This is a genomic window from Aliidiomarina sanyensis, assembly GCF_003987175.1.
Taxonomy (GTDB): domain Bacteria; phylum Pseudomonadota; class Gammaproteobacteria; order Enterobacterales; family Alteromonadaceae; genus Aliidiomarina; species Aliidiomarina sanyensis.
On record NZ_PIPM01000002.1, the window covers coordinates 1 to 22706 of the forward strand.

20 protein-coding genes and 4 tRNA genes are annotated in these 22706 nt (G+C 52.0%); 4 read left to right on the forward strand and 20 right to left on the reverse strand.

Annotated features, from left to right (window positions below):
- The 16 genes from CWE11_RS02260 to CWE11_RS02335 all read right to left on the reverse strand — a co-directional run.
- A partial coding sequence (locus CWE11_RS02260) for a GTP-binding protein (RefSeq protein WP_241971699.1) occupies positions 1 to 241 on the reverse strand: 241 nt, incomplete at its 3' end.
- A 102-nt stretch (positions 242 to 343) separates the two neighbouring features.
- Positions 344 to 419 (reverse strand) — tRNA-Thr (locus CWE11_RS02265).
- 18 nt (positions 420 to 437) lie between these two features.
- Positions 438 to 512, reverse strand: a tRNA-Gly gene (locus tag CWE11_RS02270).
- Positions 513 to 550: 38 nt separating this feature from the next.
- Positions 551 to 635: transfer RNA gene (locus CWE11_RS02275), tRNA-Tyr, on the reverse strand.
- An 18-nt stretch (positions 636 to 653) separates the two neighbouring features.
- Positions 654 to 729: transfer RNA gene (locus CWE11_RS02280), tRNA-Thr, on the reverse strand.
- 157 nt (positions 730 to 886) lie between these two features.
- Positions 887 to 2185 carry an adenylosuccinate synthase gene (locus CWE11_RS02285; protein WP_126775992.1) on the reverse strand — a complete coding sequence of 433 codons (1299 nt, stop codon included), beginning with the start codon at positions 2183 to 2185 and terminating at the stop codon, positions 887 to 889.
- Between the two features lie 133 nt (positions 2186 to 2318).
- Positions 2319 to 3470: an aminotransferase class V-fold PLP-dependent enzyme gene (locus CWE11_RS02290; RefSeq protein ID WP_126775993.1), complete on the reverse strand. Its 1152-nt coding sequence runs from the start codon at positions 3468 to 3470 to the stop codon at positions 2319 to 2321.
- 65 nt (positions 3471 to 3535) lie between these two features.
- On the reverse strand, positions 3536 to 4423 hold the full coding sequence (hflC, locus tag CWE11_RS02295; RefSeq protein ID WP_126775994.1) for a protease modulator HflC: 888 nt from the start codon (positions 4421 to 4423) through the stop codon (positions 3536 to 3538).
- A gap of 3 nt (positions 4424 to 4426) precedes the next feature.
- On the reverse strand, positions 4427 to 5614 hold the full coding sequence (gene hflK / locus CWE11_RS02300; RefSeq protein WP_126775995.1) for an FtsH protease activity modulator HflK: 1188 nt from the start codon (positions 5612 to 5614) through the stop codon (positions 4427 to 4429).
- Between the two features lie 45 nt (positions 5615 to 5659).
- Entirely contained in the window at positions 5660 to 6943 is a 1284-nt protein-coding gene (gene hflX / locus CWE11_RS02305) for a ribosome rescue GTPase HflX (RefSeq protein WP_126775996.1), read from the reverse strand.
- Positions 6944 to 6978: 35 nt separating this feature from the next.
- A complete protein-coding gene (gene hfq, locus CWE11_RS02310) occupies positions 6979 to 7224 on the reverse strand; it encodes an RNA chaperone Hfq (protein ID WP_126775997.1) in 246 nt (81 codons plus the stop codon).
- 245 nt (positions 7225 to 7469) lie between these two features.
- A complete protein-coding gene (gene miaA / locus CWE11_RS02315) occupies positions 7470 to 8444 on the reverse strand; it encodes a tRNA (adenosine(37)-N6)-dimethylallyltransferase MiaA (RefSeq protein WP_126776265.1) in 975 nt (324 codons plus the stop codon).
- Complete coding sequence (mutL, locus tag CWE11_RS02320) at positions 8431 to 10299, reverse strand: DNA mismatch repair endonuclease MutL (protein WP_126775998.1); 1869 nt, start codon at positions 10297 to 10299, stop codon at positions 8431 to 8433. The genes miaA and mutL overlap by 14 nt, the downstream gene beginning before the upstream one ends.
- Positions 10300 to 10304: 5 nt before the next feature.
- Positions 10305 to 11669, reverse strand: a complete 1365-nt coding sequence (locus CWE11_RS02325) for an N-acetylmuramoyl-L-alanine amidase (RefSeq protein WP_241971700.1) — start codon at positions 11667 to 11669, stop codon at positions 10305 to 10307.
- Positions 11666 to 12127: a tRNA (adenosine(37)-N6)-threonylcarbamoyltransferase complex ATPase subunit type 1 TsaE gene (tsaE, locus tag CWE11_RS02330; RefSeq protein ID WP_126775999.1), complete on the reverse strand. Its 462-nt coding sequence runs from the start codon at positions 12125 to 12127 to the stop codon at positions 11666 to 11668. Before tsaE ends, CWE11_RS02325 begins: the two co-directional genes overlap by 4 nt.
- Positions 12117 to 13679, reverse strand: coding sequence for an NAD(P)H-hydrate dehydratase (locus CWE11_RS02335; protein WP_126776000.1), 1563 nt, complete (start codon positions 13677 to 13679; stop codon positions 12117 to 12119). Before CWE11_RS02335 ends, tsaE begins: the two co-directional genes overlap by 11 nt.
- 96 nt (positions 13680 to 13775) lie before the next feature.
- Here CWE11_RS02335 and queG point away from each other — a divergent pair, with 96 nt between their 5' ends.
- Positions 13776 to 14951 (forward strand): tRNA epoxyqueuosine(34) reductase QueG, encoded by a 1176-nt coding sequence (gene queG / locus CWE11_RS02340; RefSeq protein WP_126776001.1) that lies wholly within the window; start codon positions 13776 to 13778, stop codon positions 14949 to 14951.
- A 27-nt stretch (positions 14952 to 14978) separates the two neighbouring features.
- Here the strand turns inward: queG and CWE11_RS02345 are convergent, their stop codons facing one another.
- Positions 14979 to 15188 (reverse strand): YheV family putative zinc ribbon protein, encoded by a 210-nt coding sequence (locus CWE11_RS02345; RefSeq protein ID WP_126776002.1) that lies wholly within the window; start codon positions 15186 to 15188, stop codon positions 14979 to 14981.
- Between the two features lie 104 nt (positions 15189 to 15292).
- Here CWE11_RS02345 and CWE11_RS02350 point away from each other — a divergent pair, with 104 nt between their 5' ends.
- Positions 15293 to 17206 (forward strand): ATP-binding cassette domain-containing protein, encoded by a 1914-nt coding sequence (locus CWE11_RS02350; protein ID WP_126776003.1) that lies wholly within the window; start codon positions 15293 to 15295, stop codon positions 17204 to 17206.
- 5 nt (positions 17207 to 17211) lie between these two features.
- Here CWE11_RS02350 and ptrA read toward each other — a convergent pair whose 3' ends face one another.
- Positions 17212 to 20100: a pitrilysin gene (ptrA, locus tag CWE11_RS02355; RefSeq protein ID WP_157981275.1), complete on the reverse strand. Its 2889-nt coding sequence runs from the start codon at positions 20098 to 20100 to the stop codon at positions 17212 to 17214.
- A 203-nt stretch (positions 20101 to 20303) separates the two neighbouring features.
- Between ptrA and CWE11_RS02360 the strand changes: the two genes are divergently transcribed.
- Positions 20304 to 20513: a YheU family protein gene (locus tag CWE11_RS02360; RefSeq protein WP_126776005.1), complete on the forward strand. Its 210-nt coding sequence runs from the start codon at positions 20304 to 20306 to the stop codon at positions 20511 to 20513.
- A 4-nt stretch (positions 20514 to 20517) separates the two neighbouring features.
- Here CWE11_RS02360 and cysQ read toward each other — a convergent pair whose 3' ends face one another.
- Both cysQ and nudE read right to left on the reverse strand, forming a co-directional pair.
- Positions 20518 to 21345, reverse strand: a complete 828-nt coding sequence (gene cysQ / locus CWE11_RS02365; RefSeq protein ID WP_126776006.1) for a 3'(2'),5'-bisphosphate nucleotidase CysQ — start codon at positions 21343 to 21345, stop codon at positions 20518 to 20520.
- Positions 21346 to 21358: 13 nt separating this feature from the next.
- Positions 21359 to 21922, reverse strand: coding sequence for an ADP compounds hydrolase NudE (gene nudE, locus CWE11_RS02370; RefSeq protein ID WP_126776007.1), 564 nt, complete (start codon positions 21920 to 21922; stop codon positions 21359 to 21361).
- A gap of 66 nt (positions 21923 to 21988) precedes the next feature.
- On the opposite strand from nudE, the gene yrfG reads away from it, so the two are divergent.
- Positions 21989 to 22642 (forward strand): GMP/IMP nucleotidase, encoded by a 654-nt coding sequence (yrfG, locus tag CWE11_RS02375; RefSeq protein ID WP_126776008.1) that lies wholly within the window; start codon positions 21989 to 21991, stop codon positions 22640 to 22642.
- The last annotated feature ends 64 nt before the right edge of the window (positions 22643 to 22706 follow it).

The window sequence follows — 22706 nt, forward strand, 5'->3', positions numbered from 1 at the left end:
CAACGTGCGCATAGTGACGCGTCGGCGTGTCATATTCTACGTGTGACGTAGAAATGGTGATACCACGCGCTTTCTCTTCTGGCGCATTGTCAATTTGTGCGAAGTCGCGAGCAGAACCACCGTAGTGTTTCGCAAGGACAGTGGTGATCGCGGCCGTAAGCGTAGTTTTACCGTGGTCAACGTGACCGATAGTACCTACGTTTACGTGCGGCTTAGAACGTTCAAACTTTGCTTTAGCCATGACAGCCTCTCTCTCGAAACGCGCGGTGGGCGATGCCAACCAGTGCTTCATGAATGATTAAATTATTAAGTCTAGGTGAGGTGCTTCGAGAGGGTATATCACTGGTGCTGATAGGCGGATTTGAACCGCCGACCTCACCCTTACCAAGGGTGCGCTCTACCAACTGAGCTATATCAGCACAAATGCGATTTTGAATTGGAGCGGGTGGCGGGAATCGAACCCGCGTCATCAGCTTGGAAGGCTGAGGTAATAGCCATTATACGACACCCGCATTCAGATTCTCGGCTACCTCGGACCTAAATAGAAAAATGGTGGAGGGGGCAGGATTCGAACCTGCGAAGGCTGAGCCGTCAGATTTACAGTCTGATCCCTTTGACCGCTCGGGAACCCCTCCACGAATTTTTCTAAAAAATGGTGCCGGCAGAGAGAGTCGAACTCCCGACCTACTGATTACAAGTCAGTTGCTCTACCAGCTGAGCTATGCCGGCGCCACCGTTTAGGTGGAGCGCATTCTAGGAGATTGACCGGGGTCTTGCAACCACCTAGATGCATTTTTTTTGATTTTTTTGTCTGACTGGTTACTTTTTGTATCTATCGTTCGTTTCTCAAACACCTTCGAGCGCCCCGCTCGCTCGAGTCGTCCTCTTACGCACCAAATGGGTGACGTAATACAATCGTCTCCGCACGGTCTGGACCCGTTGAGATAATGTCGACTGGCACGCCCAAGAGCGCTTCGATTCGAGCAATATAGGCAAGCGCCGCTTGTGGTAGGTCTGCATGGTCCGTCACGCCCACCGTATTCTCAGACCAACCGGCCATGGTTTCATAGATAGGCTCTACTTGCGCATAATCTTCTGCGGCCATAGGCGGAAGATCAACCACCTCGCCCGATGGGAGTTTATATGCCGTGCAGATTTTAAGTTCGTCGAGCCCATCGAGTACGTCGAGCTTGGTCAAACACAGACCGCTAATTGAGTTGATTTGCACCGCACGGCGCATAGCAACTGCATCAAACCATCCAGTCCGACGTTTGCGACCGGTCGTTGCACCAAATTCGTGGCCTTTCACCCCGAGGTGCTCACCCACTTCACAATCGAGCTCCGTCGGGAATGGACCTGAGCCGACCCGCGTGGTGTAAGCTTTTACAATACCCAAAACATAGTCGAGATAGCGTGGGCCAAAGCCGGTGCCTGTTGCGACCCCGCCAGCGGTCGTATTCGACGACGTTACATACGGATAGGTGCCATGATCGATATCCAGCAACGTGCCTTGCGCGCCTTCAAACATGATGGCATCACCGTGTACACGTGCTTTCTCAAGTAAGCCTGGGACATCCGCAACCAACGGCTTGAGAATCTCCGCAACTTCCAAGCAGAATGCCAACACCGACTCAACAGAAACAGCTTCCTGTTTGAAGTACTCAGTCAGCACGAAGTTGTGCAAGGCCATTGTTTCTTCGAGCTTTTCGCGCAAACGCTCTGGGTAAAACAAATCACCGAGACGTATCGCTCGGCGAGCAACCTTATCTTCATAGGCAGGACCAATACCTCGCCCGGTCGTCCCAATTTTCTTCTCACCACGTGCTGCTTCGCGCGCTTGGTCGAGGGCAATATGATAAGGCAAAATAAGTGGACAGGCTTCACTGAGCAGCAAACGCTCACGCACTGGAATTCCACGGGCTTCCAACATGCTGACTTCTTTTAGCAAGGCCTCGGGCGAGAGCACGACACCATTACCAATCACACAGGTCACGTTGTCCCGCAGAATACCGGATGGGATTAAATGCAGCACAGTCTTCTGACCGTCAATCACCAGCGTATGCCCTGCGTTGTGTCCACCTTGATAGCGGACCACGTAGGTAGCTTTATCTGTAAGAAGATCGACGATCTTTCCTTTGCCTTCGTCACCCCACTGGGTGCCGAGAATAACGACGTTTTTGCTCATGATAATATTGGCTTGAATCGTAGGTTGTGGCCCATCAAGAAGACAGCAAACGAAACGAATGCTGCAAATTTTTGGTCCGGCAGTGGATTAAGCGGGGATTCTACCAGAAACCCCGCCGGGAGCAGAATGATTTTTATGCAAATCGGATCTGCATGTAGTCTTTTGGATCATGGTAGAGCGCAAAACCAAAGCGAAGCCGATCATGTCGATAGTCTGTGGCCACCCCTCGCTCCCGTAATTCTGCAGCCAATTCACTGACTCGTTCAGGAGACGACAAACGAAACGTAAAGAAGTGTCCGTGGCCGAGCGTATCGCAGGTGAGTAAGTTTGTCCGATTGACGTCCGGATGACTTAGGCTATCAATATGCTGCAAAAACGCGCTCTGCAGTGCACGAATATAAGCATCACGAGTCTCCGTGGTCAGCCCTTCTTTCTCCCACATCTCGAAGACCGCGAGTTGACGATAGATCGCGCTAAAGTCCATGGTCGCGCCAGCAAAACGCATACCATCCGTTGCATACTGAACGGGGCCATGCTGCGCTTTCGCGAGCCCAGCAAAGTCCGCAAACCAACCGGTATATTCTGGGCGTAACGGCGTGCTCTTGGGGACCGCCATAAAGCATACCCCCTCTCCCGCCTGCGCATATTTGTAGCCACCACCCAGATAGAAGATCCGGTCTGCCACGGCAGACAGATCGGTCGGGAGTGCACCATACCCATGATACCCGTCGATCATCACGACCGTTTCATCCGGTACCGAACCAAGCCAGCGTTGAACCGGTGGCGCGCATACACCGCTGTTGTAAAAAACTTGGCTGACAAAGATGACATCATAAGTCCGTTGTTTAATTGCATGTTCCCAGCGGGCATTGAGGGTCGCAAAGGGCTCGCACGGGATGCGCGTGATGGTGACATTACCGCGCTCTTCAAGACGTCGACTTTGCCGATTAAAACTATGAAATTCCCCATCGGTGGTTAAAATCCGCAGCGGTTTGTGCGCGGGGAATGCGGTCAAAACCCGATACAGCAGCTCATGTGTATTTTGCGCAAACACCAGCTGTTGCGGATAGGGTAAATGAAGTTCTTGTGCAATGTATTGCTGCAAGCGAGGGAGTTTCTCACCTAATATAACGCCCCACTTCTCATCCGCATGGGCAGCGGCGTCGTCCCAATACGCGAGGTGTGCGTCTCGGGTTACATCTGGCCAGTAATGATGGCTATGTGGAGCACAATGAAGAAGACCGGGGCGCGCATTTAAAAAGTGAGCATAGAGATGTTTGTACATACCGTTCAACCGAGTGGACCCAAAAAATAAACGGGAGCCGAAGCTCCCGTTTGTTCATCTTACACTTAGTTTGCAGGGCGGTTCATCTGACCAAAATACTGGAAGAATTCGCTGTCTGGGCTTAATACCAGAACGCTATCGCCATCTCCAAACGCCTTGCGATACGCTTCCATGCTGCGAATAAATGCATAGAACTCGCTATCTTGTCCGTACGAGGTCGCATAGATCCGAGCTGCTTCTGCATCTCCTTCACCGCGAATTTGACGGGCTTCACGTTCTGCATCGGCCAGCATAACCGTCACACGTGCATCAACGTCCGCACGGATGATTTCTGCTTGCTCGCGACCTTCAGAGCGGTGCTCACGAGCAACTGCGTCACGCTCTGCACGCATCCGATCGAAGATGGCGCTACTCACTTCTGATGGCAGGTTAATTTGCTTCACCCGCACGTCCAGAACCTGAATACCAAGGTCAGCAGAACCTTCAGATGCTTGAATCAACGCTTGCTCCATCAAGTCATCCCGCTCGCCAGAAACGATGTCACGAATGGTCCGGGCACCAAACTCTGCACGCAATCCGTTGTTGATCCGACGCGTCAAAAGCTCTTCTGCTTCACTTTGTTGACCACCACCCGTTGACAGGTAGTACTTCGCAAAGTCTTCGATACGCCATTTCACGAACGCATCCACGATCAAGTCTTTTTTCTCGCTCGTGATAAAGCGATCGGCCTGACCATCCAAAGTCTTGATCCGAGAGTCGAGCTTTTCGATCCGTTCAATCAACGGGATTTTAAAATGCAGACCCGGTTGATACACAATCGGCATCCCATTTTCATCTTGTGCCACTTTACCAAAGCGAATCACAATTCCGCGCTCGTGTTCAGCAACCGTGAAAATAGAGGAGTACCCAAGAATCGCCACGATGAGTGCAATCACTATATAAAATGGTTTCATCGCTTATCCTCCCCGAGAACTAGTACGAACTGGCTGACGTGTTGTGTCTTGCTGTGAAGAACGTGGTCCAGCCGTCGACGGCTGACCGATCTGCTCGCTGCTCGGAAGCAATGGCAGATTCGTACTCACAGGACGGTTACGCCCGTGCTGTTCAAGGATTTTATCGAGTGGCAAATACATCATGTTGTTGCCGCCTTCGACATCGACAAAAATCTTCGCGTTACGCTGATAGATTTCTTCAAGGGTCTCAAGGAAGATCCGTTGACGGGTGACTTCTGGGGCCGCTTGATACTGAGGAAGTAATTCATTGAAGCGTGCAATTTCACCCTGTGCGCGCAAAATCACTTGCTCTTTATATGCTTGTGCTTCTTGTTGCAGACGACGGACGCGACCACGCGCTTGCGGTTCAATTTCCCGCGCATACGCCTCGGCTTCACGCACGAAACGCTCTTGGTCTTCCTGTGCACGAATTGCATCGTCAAACGCATCACGGACTTCTTCCGGCGGACGTGCACTCAAGAAGTTAACATCAATGACGCGTAGACCCACATCGTAACGCTCGACAAGGCGGTCAATAATTTCCCACGTCTGCTGACGAATCTCTTCCCGACCCACGGTCAGGATGTTGTCCATCGTATTGTGACCGATGACATAACGCAGCGCACTATCCGTGATCTGCGAGAGACTCGCATCTGGATTTTCAACATTAAACAGGTACGCCCGTGGGTTTGCAATCCGATACTGGACCGCAAGTTCCACGCGCACAACGTTTTCATCCTCGGTCAGCATAAAGCCACCGGTTTCTTGACGGAATACGTTGTTTACGTCCACATTGGTGACGTTGTCGATAAAGTACGGCCGCCAATGCAGGCCTGACGTCACTTCCGCATGATAGGCTCCGAAGCGCTGAATCACACCGCGCTCTGCTTCTCGTACGGTATAAAAACCTGCGATAAACCAGACCACAATTGCAAGAACTACCACAAGGCCTACGACCTTGCTAGGAATTCCGCCTGCAGCTGAGCCACCACTGCCACCTTGACCGCCTTTGCCGCCGCCAAGCCCTAGCTTACCCATGAGATTGCGCAAAGCCTCGTCGAGATCAGGAGGCCCCTGATCGCGACCACCCCGGTTATTGTTGCCCCAGGGATCTTTGTCTTTGCCGCTGTTTCCCGGTTGATTCCAGGCCATCGATTACTCCAGCAAATACTCAAACAATGAAACACTTGAAAGCGGTCAACAAATGGAATTCGTTAACCGTTCGCCAAACTGTTTTAACAACCGCTGCCATTCAATAGCAGGCACACGGACCGATAGTACCACATCTCCATCGTCCTGTGGTCGTTCTTCTAACACACACTGAAGTGCGTAGAGTTGACTACGTAATTTCCCCTCTTTTGGAGGTAAACGCAATTCATGTTCAATCAGCTGAGGGGCCAACAAGTCGTGCAGTGCTTCCCGTAGAAGCTCAATACCCTCGCCAGTCCGAGCCGAGAGCCAAACTTCTTGTGGCTTGCCATCTTCATCACGAACAATTCTTGGTGAAACGTCCGTCACTAGATCGACCTTATTCATGACCAAAAGTTGCGGGACATCGCTCGCTGCAATTTCGGTTAAAACCTTGTCGACTTCTTTGCGGTTATCATTCATCCGTTCGTCATGGCAATCCATGACGTGCAAGAGCAGGTCCGCATCGCGGGTCTCTTGTAATGTTGCCTTGAAAGCAGCGACCAAATCGTGCGGTAAATGCCGGATAAAACCAACCGTATCGGCAAAAATAATATCACCGACGTCTGGTAACTCGTATTTCCGTAAGGTCGGATCCAACGTCGCAAACAACTGATCAGCAGCATACACGTTGGCATCGGTTAACCGATTAAATAAGGTCGATTTCCCCGCGTTGGTATAGCCCACAAATGCTATGGTGGGGACCTCCGCCCGATTTCGCGCACGTCGCCCCTGCTCACGCTGTTTTTCGACCTTTTCAAGACGCCCAAGAATATTCTTGATCCGTCCTCGGATTAAGCGTCGATCAGTTTCCAGCTGGGTTTCCCCAGGCCCCCGCAAGCCGATCCCACCCTTCTGGCGCTCCAAGTGAGTCCAACCGCGGATCAATCGCGTCGAAATATGGCGCAATTGAGCAAGCTCAACTTGTAACTTACCCTCATGGGTACGCGCACGTTGCGCAAAAATATCCAAGATCAGACCGGTTCGGTCAAGCACCCGACACTTTACTTGTCGCTCGATATTTCGTTCTTGAGATGGCGATAACGTGTGATTGAATATCACGACATCGGCGCCGGTTGACTGGACTAACGCAGCCACTTCCTCCGTCTTTCCTGAACCGATGAACAATCGCGCATCGGGGGACTTTCGGGAGGTCATGACAACCGCTTGTGCCTCAACACCCGCTGAAGCCACAAGTAATTTTAATTCTTCGAGATCTTCGCGTGCTGACTCATGTGGAAAATCGACATGAACCAACACGGCCTGCTCGCCACCTTCATACCGCTCAAACAAGCAAGCCGCTCCTTCACTGCCTCAATTTAGGCAGGTTATTCGTCTCCATCATGACCGTTTTGCGGAGGATACTGACTTGGGCTCCGCGACGGCACCACAGTGGAAATAGCATGTTTATAGACCATTTGGCTGACCGTGTTTTTCAACAAGACGACAAATTGATCAAATGATTCGATCTGTCCCTGCAACTTAATGCCGTTCACCAGATAAATTGAAACAGGGATCCTCTCACGACGCAGTGCGTTCAAAAAAGGGTCTTGTAACGTTTGCCCTTTTGCCATAATTCGGCTCCTTTATGATTATTAGTATTGTTGCGGTCGCCTGGTGGCTCCGATCCCACTTCCTTGGCAACGTGAAACCGTTCAAACTCAATTCTTCCACCGAACCAAGTTACCTTCGGTCAATGTAAGATCGAATTCGATCCTAGTGTAGCAACAAATAATTAAACTCGTACAATTTGATATATAGGCAATTTACGAAAAAACAAATATTTTCCGGAAATTAGCTCGAAAGATTCGGGTTTTTCTCAAGAGCTTCCCACCAACCAAGCGTCTGGCGGCGTTGGTTCTTGATCCAAAATATGCACCACCTGATCAAAGGCATGATCATCCATGGGGTCCACCCATTGAGCACCCACCCACGAGCGTAACCACGTGATTTGTCGTTTTGCTAATTGCCGCGTCGCGATCACACCACGCTCAATCATTTGCTCGTAAGACAACGCCCCAGAAAAATACTGCCACATTTGTCGATACCCGACGGCACGGATGGACGGTAAATCAGGGTGCAAATCTCCGCGGTCATATAGGCGCCGGACTTCCGCCTCAAACCCTTGGGCTAACATGAGGTGAAAGCGTTGTTCAATACGCGCATGGAGCACTTTACGATCAGGGGGGGAAACTACGACTTGCCATGTTGGTAATGACAATCCCGGTTGCTGGGTTTCTGTCAACTGAGTCAAGCTTTTACCTGTCAGTTCAAAGACTTCTAAGGCACGCATCAAGCGCTGTGGATCATTCGGATGAATGCGTTCTGCCGAAACCGGATCAACAGAGGCCAAATGCTCATGCAGCGCCTGCCAACCTTCTTGGTCGGCTCGTTGCTGGATGGATGAACGGATCGTTGCATCTGCTTGGGGTAATGCAGAGAGCCCAGCCAACAATGCGCGGTAATACAACATGGTCCCCCCAACCAAAACCGGAATCCGCCCACGACTTCGAATCTCATCAATTAACTGCAAACAATCCTGACGAAAATCCGCTGCGGAATACACCTCCGCTGGGTCACGAATATCAATTAAATGGTGGGGGTAGGCTTTGAGCTCGGCTGCGCTTGGTTTGGCGGTTCCGATATCCATACCTCTGTAGATCAGCGCAGAGTCGACACTCACCAACTCGACAGGCAAGCGATCGTATAGTTGCATCGCGAGCGCAGTCTTGCCTGCAGCGGTTGGGCCACTGATGCAAATCACACCTTGTTGAAGATGCTCAACGCGATTCATTGGCATCTCCAAGGCCGTTTCCTTGTCGGTTACCGCCGTTGTTTGGCGCCGCAGTTAGATATTGCTCCCAAGGCAAGGGCACCAGTTGCCTGCGCCAATCAATATGAAGCTGTTCAGCATCTTGAAGAAGTCGCGGTAGATCCTTATCAGCGAGACCCGTAAATTTCCGATGACTCTGCAACCATGCAAGGAGTTCTCGCTCTTGCTCCGCTTGCAATGAACCGTCACTCGGCACACCCCAGGCCTCCAACATTTCACACAACTCGGCGATAGCGCGGCTGACATCCGCTTGACGCAGAAGGTGGGGCACCTGCTCGATAACCTGCTTATTCCGTCCTTCGATACGGGTCACAATCCCCAACCGGTTGAGGACTATGGCCTGCCTTTGCATGGTATCGACCCATGTTTTCCCTTGAATCAACACGGGAACCAACAGCGGCTGTCCAGACAAACCTTGTTGAAATTGTTGCTGCAAGCGGTTGGTGGTAATGATTTCACTTAATTGAGCACAGTCCAGCAACGCGAGCGTATCGGCGGTCCGCATGATTGCGTAGCGCTGGGCTAACATCCCCATCGGCTGCCAAGTTTTTGAAATCACCGGTGCCGTCTGCTGGTACATCTGTTGATAGACTGCTTGTCCTTCCTGTGCATTGGCACGCACAGGTTGAGATATGTGTTTCCGAGTTGGGAAAAATGGTGACCCACTGATGGCTCCGCTGGGCGACACGTGTTGAGCGGACGAATCCGCGGGGGAATGCCATTCAACGTTCCCTTCTTCCGATGAGGGCGTGAAATTTGTTCGGTAGCGCTCGGGATCAGGGGCTTGATAGCCATGTTGGAATGCTTCAGGCTCAGCTGGCATCGATGCCAATAATACCCGCTTGAGGGCCGCCAGCACAAAGTCATGAATTTGCCGTGCGAAATGGAAGCGGACTTCATGCTTGGCAGGATGAACATTCACATCCACATCTTTGGCAGGCAAATTGAGATATAGAATAAATGTGGGCTGTCTATCCGCTGGTAAAGCATCCCCATAAGCCTGCCGGATGGCATGATTTAGGAGCTTGTCCCGCATCATTCGTCCATTCACGTACATGTACTGTATATCACTCTGATGTCGGCATGCGTCTGGCGGTGCAACCCAGCCTCTGAGCGATAGCGGTGCTTCCTCGTGTTCGAGAAAAATAGCATCGTCCGCAAAGCGACGGCCTGCGACCTGGTGCAAACGCTTATCTTGGTGTGATGCGGCTTCCGCTGGATAATGACGAACCACTTGTTGATTGTGTGTCAGAATCACTGCTACATCGGGACGCGCCAACGCAATGCGCCGCACGACTTCATCAATGTGGCCAAATTCTGTTTTCTCAGTACGCAGAAACTTGCGGCGTGCCGGTGTATTGAAGAATAGATCTTCGACATCAACTGTTGTGCCTTGTGGATGTGCTGCAGGCTCAAGCATCACCTGCATATCTCGGCCCTCACAAAACGCCTGCCAGGCTTCTTCCTGCTCGGCAGTTCGCGATGTTAACCGCAACCGGGATACTGAACTAATACTGGCAAGTGCTTCACCCCGAAAGCCCAGACTTAAAATAGCCTCAAGATCGTCCAGTGAGCTAATTTTGCTCGTTGCATGCCGACTCAGTGCCAGTGTTAACTCTTCCTTCGGGATCCCACTGCCGTTGTCGCGAATACGAATACGGCGTGCGCCGCCTTTTTCGATATCCACACGGATTTCGGTCGCTCCAGCGTCCAAACTATTCTCAACCAACTCTTTTACAACGGATGCAGGGCGCTCCACCACTTCGCCAGCAGCAATTTGGTTGGCTAGTTGTGGGGGGAGAAGTCGGATCGGCATAGGCGTCAGCGCGCCACCGGAATTTCGAGACGCTGACCCACTCGAATCGTATTGCTACGCAGGTTATTTTGCGTGCGAATCGCTTCAACACTGGAGCCATACCGCCGTGCAATCACCGACAAGGATTCCCCAGAAGCAACCACATGGGTGCGAATATCCGTTTGGGCTAGGATGGTATTTTCCACAGGATTGCGCAGGAAGTATTCACGAATTCCCTCATACAGGGCATCCGCAAGCCGATCTTGATGGCGCGCGTTAATCAGAAGACGTTCTTTTTGTGGATTTGAAATGAACCCGAGCTCGACCAGTACTGAAGGCGTTCTAAGTGAATTCAAGACCGCGAAGCTGGCTGCCTCGGGACGACGACGATGCAAATTCGTTACCCGCCCCAAGTGATCAAGTAAAATTTCTGCAGCCTCGTAGCCGCCTGCCATCGAGCTATCCCGGAACATGTCAAGTAAGGTTCGGTTTAAAAATGGATCCGCATCGTTATCTTGCAGGACGTGCTCCACATCAATGAGTTCCTCACTCAACCGCTCTTTGTTCTCTAACGCTCGCCCGAGCTCGGTTTCAGACCGACGCGCAGAAAGCACCCAGACAGAGGCGCCGCGTGGTTGTGCGTTGGTAAATGCATCTGCGTGTAACGATACAAAGAAGTCCGCGCGTTCTCTGCGCGCTAAGCTTGTTCGTTGTGCCAAAGGTACTGTTTGATCCCCAGAGCGGGTGAGTACGGCCCGCATTCCGGGATCTGCATTAATACGTTGCGCCAATTTCTGAGCGACCGCCAGTGTCACGCTTTTCTCTTGGGTCCCAGCTGGACCAATGGAACCAGGATCACGTCCACCATGTCCGGCATCAATTGCGATGACCAGCTGGCGGGGCGGAAGAATTTCAGCCGTTCTGGGCGTACGAGGCTCTTCTGCTGTAGAGGTAGGAGAGCTCGCCGCCGGACGAGCTGTTGCCCCAGGAATATCTACCACGAGACGATGCCCTGAGCCGTTCGCAGGCGGCAGTGGAAACACTTCTGGCGCTGTCGCGCTCGCGATTTCCAGCACAACGCGATGGGTGCCTGAGCGGGGGGGACTGCTCGTTCGAACCACACGCAAAACATCTGAGCGGAACTCAAGCGCACGCAGGTCTTTCTGACTCTGGGTTTGATGAAAATCCACCACAACACGATATGGCGTGTTGTCAAAGATCGTGAAATAGGTGTAATTCGGTTCGTGAGCAAGGTCAAAGACAATCCGCGTCCGCTCAGCCGAAGGCCAAACACGCACGTTCTCGAGTGTATTCGAAGCGAATACTTGTGTCGATGTGACCAGGCTCCCCACCATCAGTGTCACACCGAGGACGAACCGCATCCATTTCATTGCAGCTGTTTTACGACCTCTTCCCCAATTTCGCTGTGTCCAGCGAGTGTTACGAGCCGCCCGTTTTCTTCGGGCTGTAATGTAATGACGATATCCGCTTGCGGTAAAATACCAAAACCTCGTTCGGGCCATTCGATTAAGCGGATACTGTCGTTATTAAAATAGTCGCGAATTCCCATATATTCGAGTTCTTCTGGGTCCGCCAAACGATATAAGTCAAAATGATATACCCTCCATTGCGCCAGCTCATAGGGCTCTATCAATGTATACGTTGGGCTTTTCACTGCACCAGTATGCCCTAAAGCATGCATAAATCCACGACTGAAGGTCGTCTTTCCCATGCCGAGATCACCACGCAGGTAAATGGTCATTCCCGTCTTTACAGCACTCGCCAGTGCCGCTCCGAGTTTTATGGTATCTTCTTCAGTCGCGAGTGATTTTGTGACTTCAACGGTCATTTGGGTTCATCCAATACGGAATCCAATCAAATATATCCGAGGCCATCAGGCCCCGCGTTCCTTCTGGGCATTTTTCCTGCATCGCCGACTCACCCGCGAGTGCATGTGCCAATACAGCAAGCCGAACACCAGCTTCGGTCGCCAATGCCATCCCGTGGCGCTGTGCGAGCAAGCCGCCTATCATACCTGCTAATACGTCTCCCATACCAGCTGTTGCCATCGCTGGCGTACCGCGATCGCAAACTGCAATGCCCTCTTGCCCACAAATCAAACTGCCTCGCCCTTTAAGAACCACAATTCCGCCGAATTGTTCCTGTAAAGTTTGTGCTGCAAGCCAACGATTTTTTTCTACATCTTGGGTTTCACATTCCAGCAGACGCGCAGCTTCGCCCGGATGGGGTGTCAGTATCCAGCGTGCACGCCCTGAGATATCAGGGCGCGCTTGCGCCAAAGCGTTCAGGGCATCCGCATCAAGCACTGTGGTTAACTCGGGATCAATATCGGACGATTGCAGTCGCGCACAATACCAATCCCACCAATCACGCCCCCACGCACGCTGCCCAAGACCCGGACCAAAAATCAAAACGGATGCGTGTTCTAGATAGCTAAGGGCCTCATCACGCCCTGCTTCCAAGCCTCGGACCATAAGCTCCGGTTGCTGGCCAACAATGACTTCTTGGCCGGGCTCACACAAGATGGTCACTTTCCCAGCACCCGCCCGCAACGCAGCAGTTCCCGCCAATCGCACCGCGCCAGCCATGCCCGCAGCCCCTCCAAGAATCACAACATGGCCCGCATCCCCCTTGTGGGCAGTCGCCGCCCGCGGGACAAGACTGTGCTGTAATAATGTCGGTTGCAAATACCACGCTGAGGGCTCCGTCAGTAATCGAAATTCCCGTTGGATGCCCAAGTCGGCAAAGTGAACGTGCCCACAATACGCGGCCGCTTGGCCCGTCGTGAGGCCGCGCTTGACGCCCACGAAGGTGACGGTAGCGCGGGCCCGAACGGCATCCCCGAGGGGTTGCCCGGTGTCTGCGTGTAAGCCAGTGGGAATATCCAGCGCAAGAACCGGTACCTTTGCCTCATTGAGGCTTTCCACGCAGTCGCAAATTTCGCCACGCAACGTTTGCTGGAGTCCCGTCCCAAGCAACGCATCGACCACCCAATCGGGCTCTGCATCTGCCCAATCAGCAAGCGGTTCGACATCTCCCCCTCGTTCAAGCCACTCGGACCATGCACGGCGCGCATCGGTGGTTTTCGGCTCGGCAAGGGCAAAGACTCGGACGATATGACCGGCCTCTCGCGCAAGCGCTGCCACAATATAGCCATCACCGCCGTTGTTTCCAGTCCCACATAACACGGCAATACGTGCTCCGGGCGCAAGTTTATCGGAAAGAACAGACCATGCCGCAGCGCCCGCTCTTTGCATCAAGGTCCACATATCAATGCCTGCACGAGCCGCAGCCTCGGCCTCATGCTCGCGGACCTGTTCAGGTCGATACAACTGCTGTGGTATGCTCATTGTTTGTGCGTGCTGACCATCATGCGTCATGAATATATCCTCATCGCGCCCAGTTTGCTCACCGCGAGAAACATTCGTCGACCGTGCAAAAACGGTTGCCCCAGTGATTAAGGTGAACCCTAGATTATGCAGAATAGCGAAAGCAAGAGCGCAACAACAGTCAAGCTAAGCGAACTTGTCGAAAAAATTAAGCAATGGGGCAGCGAACTTGGCTTTCAGAAAGTCGGGATTGCCGATCTTGACCTATCTAAGCACGAATCCGCTCTGCAAGAGTGGCTCGATAATCAATACCACGGGACCATGGACTACATGGAGCGGCACGGAATGTTGCGCGCTCGCCCCGCTGACTTGCATCCCGGAAGTGTCCGTGCCATCTCGGTTCGAATGAATTACTTACCACCCAATGCTCGTTTTGCTGAAGTGCTTGGGGATGACAAGAAAGCGTTTGTCAGCCGTTATGCGTTAGGCCGCGATTATCACAAAGTCATGCGCAAACGACTGCAAAAACTCGGAGCGAAGATCACGGACTACTGTCTAACCCATTTACACGACGTGATGCCTAACTTTCGCCCTTTTGTCGATTCCGCACCGATCCTTGAACGTCCATTGGCAGAAAAAGCTGGGCTGGGGTGGACAGGAAAGCACACGCTCTTGTTGGATACTGACGATGGTTCTTGGTTTTTTCTCGGTGAACTTCTCATTAATCTGCCGCTACCGATCGATCAGCCTCAACCGGAACAATGTGGCAAATGCACAGCCTGCATCACCATTTGCCCAACGCAAGCGATCGTCGCACCCTACAAGCTCGATGCGCGGCGCTGTATTTCATATCTCACGATAGAGCACGCAGGACCCATTCCGGAAGCGTTTCGACGTCCGATGGGTAATCGAATTTATGGATGCGACGACTGCCAGTTAGTTTGCCCGTGGAATCGCTACGCTACGCCCACGCCTGAAGAGGATTTTCTCCCGCGCCACCCATTGCATGCGCCAGAGCTTCTTGAACTTTGGGCTTGGGATGAGGCGACTTTCTTAGAACGAACCGAAGGGTCGCCAATTCGGCGAATTGGGTTTGAGCGGTGGCAACGAAATCTTGCAGTCGCGTTTGGTAATGCGCGTCCGAGTGCAGACCTTATCGAAGCCCTCGAGCAACGCCTACCCGACGCGAGTCCGCTAGTCGGCGAGCATATTGAATGGGCGCTTGCTGAGTTACGAAAAAAAGCCTTGGAAGGAACACCCAAGAATTTACAGCTTGATCGGCTTATCCGAATTGTCGAAAAGGGCTTGCCGCGCGATGCCTGAAAAAAACATCAACCTTAAGCAAGACGATTAGTGTGGCTTGAAAATTCCAATGACTTGGTCTGCACTCACTTGCGCTTTCGATTTCTCTTGCGCCTGATCTTTTTCACTCATTTGGTAATCGCATTCCACGCACGTGACATGTTCTTGGTCATCTTCCATGTAGACCATTAAGGTGTCCTGCGCTTTACATGATGGGCACGTTGCCCCGGCGATAAAACGTTTGCGGCTGCGCGCCATAAATTTTCATCCTTTTGACCGTGGGGATAAGTGCTGACCCTTCGCGTGGGATCGAGTATGATCAGCGCCGATTTTGTAATTCACCCGAGCAATGAGTCCGAACTATGATCCAAGCCGATGGCCTCAGCCTTATCCGAGGCGGACATCATTTACTACGTGATGCCCAGTTTACCATTTTTCCCGGTCATCGTGTGGGATTAGTGGGCGCAAATGGTGCCGGGAAATCTTCGTTGTTTGCGCTCCTGCGCGGCGAACTAAAAGAGGACGCAGGAAACCTCAAGATTCCCCCACGCTGGCGAATGGCCAGTGTGGCCCAAGAAACTCCTGCCCTGGATACCCCAGCACTCGCCTATGTCATGCAAGGGGATGTGGAATATACGCAAGTGCAACGGGACTTGGATGCAGCGGAACGGGCAAATGATGGAGAAGCCATTGCCCGTTGCCACGGTCAGCTTGATGCAATTGGGGGGTATCACATCCACGCACGCGCTGCTCAACTTCTGATCGGTTTGGGGTTCACGCAAGCCCAGTTAGAACAACCGGTACGGAGCTTCTCGGGCGGGTGGCGCATGCGTCTCAACCTCGCTCAAGCGCTGATCTCCCGTGCCGATTTATTGCTGCTTGATGAGCCTACCAACCATTTGGATCTCGACGCCATTGTGTGGCTCGAGCAGTGGCTCAAACGTTTCGAAGGCACTTCGATCGTCATCTCCCATGACCGAGAATTCTTAGATGGGGTGGTCAATCAGATCATTCACATTGAGCATTTCCAAACCCAGCAATATTCCGGTGACTACACCTCATTTCAGCGCCAACGCAGTGAACGGCGCTCACAGCAGCAGCAACAGTTTGATAAAGAGCAGGCACAACGCGCGCACCTGCAAAAATTTGTCGATCGCTTTCGTGCCAAAGCCTCGAAAGCCAAGCAAGCACAATCGCGATTGAAAGCGCTCGAAAAATTAACCAGTACGGCGCCACTCGGCGATGATGAGCCGTACGATCTCGCATTTCCTGAACCTGGTAAACTACCGAACCCATTGCTGCAACTTGATAAAATTCAGGCAGGATATGGCGACACAACCATCCTCGAGCGAGTTCAGCTCAATCTGGTTCCGGGCAGTCGAATAGGATTGCTCGGCCGCAACGGGGCGGGTAAATCGACGCTAATGAAGCTCCTCGCCGGCGAGCTCTCGCCACAAACTGGTGAGCGGGCTGCCAATGCGGGCTTAGTGATTGGCTATTTTGCACAACATCAATTGGAGACGCTGGTACTGTCCGACCATGCGATTGCTCATCTGCAACGAATCGACCCTCGCGCGTCCGAGCAATCATTACGCAATTTCTTGGGACGGTTTGGCTTCAGTGGCGACCGAGCCTATGAAGCAGTAGCGCCTTTCTCCGGGGGTGAAAAAGCACGCCTGGTTTTGGCACTCTTAATCTATCAACGTCCAAATCTGTTACTGCTCGATGAGCCAACGAACCATTTAGATCTCGATATGCGGGAAGCGCTCGTGATGGCACTTCAGGAGTTCTCCGGTGCAATGGTCATCGTCTCCCACGACCGCCACTTCTTGCGGGCCACAGTTGATGACTATTATTTGGTAGCCAACAGAGCGGTAGAGCCCTTCCCGGGTGATCTTGATGCCTACTCAATCTGGTTAAATGACCAGCTCAAGCAATTGACTGAGAATTCAGAAGCAAGTGCCAACAGCACCGAGACTCCAAACCATGAAGGGTCAGCACACAACCGCAAGGCACAGCGGCAAGCGGCTGCGCAACAACGTCAGGCGCTCAAGCCCTTGCGCGATAAGTTCAAGAAGACCGAGCAAGCGCTCGAACAGCTCACCACTGCCCTGCAAAGCGTTGAAGCGGCGTTAGCCGACCCTGCGATCTATCAGAAAGAGCAGAAAGACGCGCTAACGGATTTGTTAAAGCAACAAGGCGAGCTAAAAGCTCGCCTTGAGGATATTGAGGCCACATGGCTTGAGCTGTCTGAACAGCTCGAAGATATGCAGTAGCGGCGTTATTCGCCGCCCAATTGCTCACGACTCCAGACATCGAGACTTTCGATCACCTCGAGCCCTTCAATCGTTGCAAAGTCAATCTCACGGAAATTGCGACCCCGCAATTGAACCAAGATTCGAGCGCTATTTTCGGTCGCGAAAACTCGGTCAAAATACGCTTGTACACTACTAAGCGTAGTATTTTCCAGTTCCTGTTGATAGCGCGTGCGCGTATCGAAACGATAGCGTTGATTTTGCCAATCGCCAATGAACCGACCCGCTTCTTCCGCCAATGTTTGCGGTGGCTGAGTCAAGTTCGTCAATACACCTTGTTGGAATTGACGGAATTCCTGCTCGCTCATATTTGCTAAGCGCTCACGATACCCAGCACGGAACGCATCAAAACGCTCAAGCAACGGCGCAGGCCCACGCACTGGACTCTGAATCAAGAAACCAATTCCAGTGAAATCTTCAAGACCCACTTGAGTCACACCGACCGAATATCCAAGCTGGTCTTCAGTTCGCAACTCGGTGAAAAAACGCGTCCGCATCATCTCACTGAGCAACGCAGCGTGCGCGCGATTGTTCAAATCTTCTGCGGGTAGGATCCAGACATCCAAAAATCCAGTGTCGTCCAAATCAACGTCTTCTTGCCAGCTGATGTGTAAATCCGATCGTGGGGTGACAATGGGCGCGTGTTCAACAGCGCGCGTGCGATCAACCCCACCGAGCGCAGCAACCTTGCTCGCCAGTTCAGAAACCCCCGTGGCGCTGTAATTTCCGTGCACATACATGCGCAACGTATTTTCACGAAGCAGTCGATCACGGACAGCCTTTACGTCAGCGGTCGTTATATTTTGCAGCGCAGCCAGTTGCGCATCCGTATCAGCGGAAGGCAAGCGCATCAAGCGATTAAAGCTCGGCATGAGTTGTTGTACTGGGAAACGCAAACGAGCATTTTGAATATTCCGACGCATCCGATCGACTGACTGCTCGACCCCAGCTGTGGTCGGTTCAAACTGCGCAAAATCTGTGAGCACCCGCTCGGCGAGAAGGGCTTGTTTGTCATTGAATCCAGACAGGTTCAAACTGAGACCATCACCGGCCGAAAGATTGAATGAAACCCCAGCAATGGATGCTTCACGTGCTAACGCCTGTTGCGACAACGCGAACATATCCATCAGAACGGAACGAGCCATCCGTTCTTCCAGAGAGCGATGATGGAACGGTTGGTACAATTGAATACGAACTTCAGCACGGGGTTCTTGGAAACGCTCACTGCGCATCAACCAAGCAGATACAGAGCCCTGATCAACCACATGCTGAGGACGCTGATGAAAATCTCCAGCAACCAAGCTCAGATCGTCCGGTAATAATGAGTTTACCGCAGGCATTTGCACTACAAATTGCTGGGCCTCGCTCCGCCAAGCTGTGATAGTTTCCATGTCTAACGCGGCACGTGAATAGAATCCGTCGGTAAATGGAATGGGCGTATCCACTTCTTGTTCCGGAGAAACGAAGGTTACGCGCACGCGCTCAGGCGTCAGTTGGTCCAAGACCCGTTGGATCCGCTCAGGGGCATACTCTACGAGGGTGTAGCTGTGACTGATCACATGATTAAAGGGATAGTACAATAAGTTGGCTGCCAAACTCGTGGTGTATTGAAAACCACCACTGCGGCGCAAGAAGGCAAAGTCATTCTGCAGCACCGTATTGAGCTCATCATAGTAATGCTCACCGATTCCCTCATATCGCACTTGCTCGACGTAATTTAGTAGGACGCCAACAATGGTTTCCCGGTTTTGGTAACCCGTTTCGGTCAAATCCACGCCAATCCGAAACAGCCCTGCATTCCCAAAAATATCTGGCTGTGCGTAGGCTCCAAGACTATCAATCCAGCCCAACTCGCGGAATAACGCAGCCGGAGTTCCCGGCATTTCAGAATTGATGACATAAGCAATCAGTTCGTTGGGTTTATATGCGTACTCATCACGATTGTTCTCGATAATAAAATCGATAAATAGGCTCCGCATTTCCATTTGTGGACGGTAGCTCAATAGGATACCAACATCCTCGTCGCGCACCGGTGGCACATCCACTTGAGGGGCGGCAATTTCTCGGTTCGGGATGTCGGCAAAAACGTCGCGAGCCAACATCTCGAGCTCATCCAGCGAGCGGTTGCTCAGAACCGATGCAGTCATTTGGTTGGCAGAATAATAACGCTCGTAAAACGCAATCAATTCCTCATGCAGATTACTGCCCGGCTTATCTGACAAGGTCTCGAGGTTTCCGATATTGAATTGTGAAAAGGGGTGTTCAGGATTAATGGTTTCGCTCAACAATGAGAACAGAATAAAGCCATCTGACGCGCTGCGCATCGACCATTCGGAATGAACCGCATTCACTTCTTTATCCGCATACTCGGGATAAAGCATGGGCGCTTTAAAAAAGTCCGCGAAGCGATCCAGTGACTCAGGAAGTGCGTCGTTGTTCACTTCAAACATATAGTTGGTATGATCGTTTGCTGCATACGCATTCAGCATGCCGCCATTCTGCGACATAAACTCGTCAAATTCGCTCGGCTCAGGATACTTTTCAGTACCCAGAAACAGCATATGCTCAAGGTAATGCGCCATGCCTTGTTGCTCAGCAGGATCTTGCAGACTTCCAACCCGCACCGCGAGTGCCGCTGCCGATTTCTCGGCTTCGGGGTCACTTACTAAAACGAGGCGAAGACCATTCTCTAGAACCAACGCCCGATACGCTCGGGTATCATTCGGGCTAATTTCAATCGCCATCGGGTCGGCCGCCTGCTCCGTCCCTGCACGTTGAGCTGGGGTACAAGCAGACAAGGTAAATAGCAGCGCAAAAATTAGGGTCAACGCGCGCGTCGTGACTGAAATGAACATATTGCATCCTCTTCTGTTCAGACGATATACAACAAAGCGTTGCATGATCGGGCTTTCATTATTCAGAGGGAGAGTCTGTTATGCAACGAGTTATTCGAGTCAGAGCGAAAATCCAGTTTCTAATTTGTAACTGAATGTTACACTCTCAGCGTGTGCTCATTCTGATCATGCCCTGACTGAAATTAGTTTTTTAAGCGAGACCTATGCAGATTCCGTGGCAAACGCTTGACCCTGACACCCTTGAAAACCTCATCGAATACTATGTACTGCGCGAGGGGACGGACTATGGTGAGGAAGAAAAATCGTTGGAGGAGAAGGTCGAAGATGTCCGCAAGCAGCTTAAAGCGGGACAAGCCATTATTGTGTATTCGGAATTACACGAAACCGTAAATATCGTCCCCGCAGACGAGTAGTCGATTACTCCGAGCGATCCGGCTTCGGAAAAATATCGCGCCATGCGACCGCCGGATCCCCAAGCACAATAAAATTTGGGTTGCCGACATGTTCTGTCAGATTATACGTGAGCGGTTCAAAATGCTCATCGAGTAGCACTCCGCCTGCTTCTTGCACGAGCACCTGAGCTGCACCCGTATCCCATTCACCCGTTGGACCAATCCGCAAAAACACATCTGCTTTTCCTTCCGCCACGAGCGCCGCTTTTAACGCACAGCTCCCAGTGTAAACGAGCGTCACCGGACGATTCGTACCCAGTCGTGAGAGTACTCGGGATTCCGGCTGACGACGGGATAACGCCACCGTGATGGGATCATGTTTTGGGTCGTCAAAAGAGCGAACATGGATGGGGGTTTTCTCATCTCTATCGGCACTAACCTTGAAGGCCCCTTCCCCTTGTACGGCAAAATAGACGCTGTCCATGGTGGGCCACCCAATCATGCCCAACACTGGGATGCCATTCTCGATCAGCGCAATGCTCACCGCAAAGTCACCACTACCTGAGATAAACTCCTGGGTTCCGTCTAGCGGATCAATCAGCCAGTAACGACGCCAGTGACGCCGCTTGCGCCAAGGTTGAATGGCTTCCTCTGACAACACGGGAGTGCCTGGGATAAGGTGCGTTAGCCGATGAATCAACAAATCACTTGCCGCCAGATCGACACTGGTCACGGGAGTATTGTCATCCTTACCGTACTCGGTGTAATCACCGGTCCGATAATGCTCCATAATCAACGCACCCGTCTCACGGGTAATGGTGAGTAGTGGTTCTATCAAGCTCGCATAATGCATAGGCCCCCCATATTCACGACCAACCCCGAAGCCGCTGTAGCAATAACAAGGCCGCGACGCTCCTCGCTTCGGTGAAATCGGGCTGCGCCAACAACCCGTCAATATCAGTTATCGGCCACGGTACGATTTCTAAAGGCTCAGGTTCGTCTCCTTCCAATTGTTCGGGATAAAGGCCCTCCCCGACAAACAAGGTCATGGTCGCAGAGAAAAAGGCCGGAGCCATCGTCACCGATTTCATGGGAGTTAAGGTCTTGGCTCCGTAGCCGATTTCTTCCTTCAGTTCACGGTTTGCCGCTTGCTCAGGCGTTTCTCCCGGATCAACGAGGCCTTTTGGAAAACCAAGCTGATAATTATGAAGCCCCGCAGCGTATTCTCGGACCAAAAGCATGGTAGATTTGTCCAGCAGAGGGACGACCATGACGGCGCCGCGACCTGAGCCTTGCATGCGTTCATATTGACGTAATTCGCCGTTGCTAAATTTTAAATCGATTGCTTCGATGCGAAGCAGGCGACTTTTCGCTACAATCTGGCGCGAGAGAATGGTGGGAACTTGTTTTTCAGGCGTTTTCGAAGACATACAGACACCAACGCTGATCACGGTAACTCGCTAACCATACTACGAACCGAATGACGGGAAAACCCCATGCTAGATTGGTCAAACATCGATACTGTGCTGTTGGATATGGATGGCACCCTCTTGGACTTACGCTACGATAACCATTTTTGGAATGAGCGGCTCCACGCACACTACTCTGAAATCCATGGGGTGACCCTCGAGGCAGCGCAGCAACATCTCCAAACTGAGTTTATGAATGTGGCCGGCACACTTGATTGGTACTGTCTCGATTATTGGCAACATCGGTTAGGCCTACCCATTCGCGATTTGAAACGTCAAACGGTCGAACTGATTCAGTTACGGCCCGATACCCAAGCATTTCTTGAGCAATTGAAATCAGCAAAAAAGCAGGTTGCATTGATTACGAATGCGCATCCTGATGCCCTTGCCCTGAAGAACGAGTTTACGCCGTTGAAATCTCTGTGCCCTACTCAGTTTTCAACCCACGAATTTGGCTACTGCAAAGAGTTCCAGCAACTGTGGACTGCGCTGCGCCAGCGTTATGACTTTGATCCCGCACGAACCCTGTTTATCGATGACGGCGAGCATATTCTTGATAGCGCGCGTACCTTCGGAATTCGCTACACCGTGGGGATCACAAACCCAGACAGTGGACTCGCACCCAAAACGTTTACGCGACATCCCGCAATTTCAAGTTTCTCGGAATTGCCCACACTATGAAGTGAACAAAGCGCCTCTCGGACATTCACCTCTGGACGCACAGAAGAACACCGCCTAACCTACA

Bases quoted from the DNA above. Each gene is read 5' to 3' on its own strand.
- queG (WP_126776001.1), top strand. From the start codon at position 13,776: ATGCAGAATAGCGAAAGCAAGAGCGCAACAACAGTCAAGCTAAGCGAA.
- CWE11_RS02350 (WP_126776003.1), top strand. From the start codon at position 15,293: ATGATCCAAGCCGATGGCCTCAGCCTTATCCGAGGCGGACATCATTTA.
- miaA (WP_126776265.1), bottom strand. From the start codon at position 8,444: ATGAATCGCGTTGAGCATCTTCAACAAGGTGTGATTTGCATCAGTGGC.
- CWE11_RS02285 (WP_126775992.1), bottom strand. From the start codon at position 2,185: ATGAGCAAAAACGTCGTTATTCTCGGCACCCAGTGGGGTGACGAAGGC.
- cysQ (WP_126776006.1), bottom strand. From the start codon at position 21,345: ATGCATTATGCGAGCTTGATAGAACCACTACTCACCATTACCCGTGAG.
- CWE11_RS02325 (WP_241971700.1), bottom strand. From the start codon at position 11,669: ATGAAATGGATGCGGTTCGTCCTCGGTGTGACACTGATGGTGGGGAGC.
- nudE (WP_126776007.1), bottom strand. From the start codon at position 21,922: ATGTCTTCGAAAACGCCTGAAAAACAAGTTCCCACCATTCTCTCGCGC.
- hfq (WP_126775997.1), bottom strand. From the start codon at position 7,224: ATGGCAAAAGGGCAAACGTTACAAGACCCTTTTTTGAACGCACTGCGT.
- CWE11_RS02335 (WP_126776000.1), bottom strand. From the start codon at position 13,679: ATGACGCATGATGGTCAGCACGCACAAACAATGAGCATACCACAGCAG.
- yrfG (WP_126776008.1), top strand. From the start codon at position 21,989: ATGCTAGATTGGTCAAACATCGATACTGTGCTGTTGGATATGGATGGC.
- tsaE (WP_126775999.1), bottom strand. From the start codon at position 12,127: ATGACCGTTGAAGTCACAAAATCACTCGCGACTGAAGAAGATACCATA.
- hflC (WP_126775994.1), bottom strand. From the start codon at position 4,423: ATGAAACCATTTTATATAGTGATTGCACTCATCGTGGCGATTCTTGGG.
- CWE11_RS02345 (WP_126776002.1), bottom strand. From the start codon at position 15,188: ATGGCGCGCAGCCGCAAACGTTTTATCGCCGGGGCAACGTGCCCATCA.
- ptrA (WP_157981275.1), bottom strand. From the start codon at position 20,100: ATGTTCATTTCAGTCACGACGCGCGCGTTGACCCTAATTTTTGCGCTG.
- CWE11_RS02290 (WP_126775993.1), bottom strand. From the start codon at position 3,470: ATGTACAAACATCTCTATGCTCACTTTTTAAATGCGCGCCCCGGTCTT.
- hflK (WP_126775995.1), bottom strand. From the start codon at position 5,614: ATGGCCTGGAATCAACCGGGAAACAGCGGCAAAGACAAAGATCCCTGG.
- CWE11_RS02360 (WP_126776005.1), top strand. From the start codon at position 20,304: ATGCAGATTCCGTGGCAAACGCTTGACCCTGACACCCTTGAAAACCTC.
- mutL (WP_126775998.1), bottom strand. From the start codon at position 10,299: ATGCCGATCCGACTTCTCCCCCCACAACTAGCCAACCAAATTGCTGCT.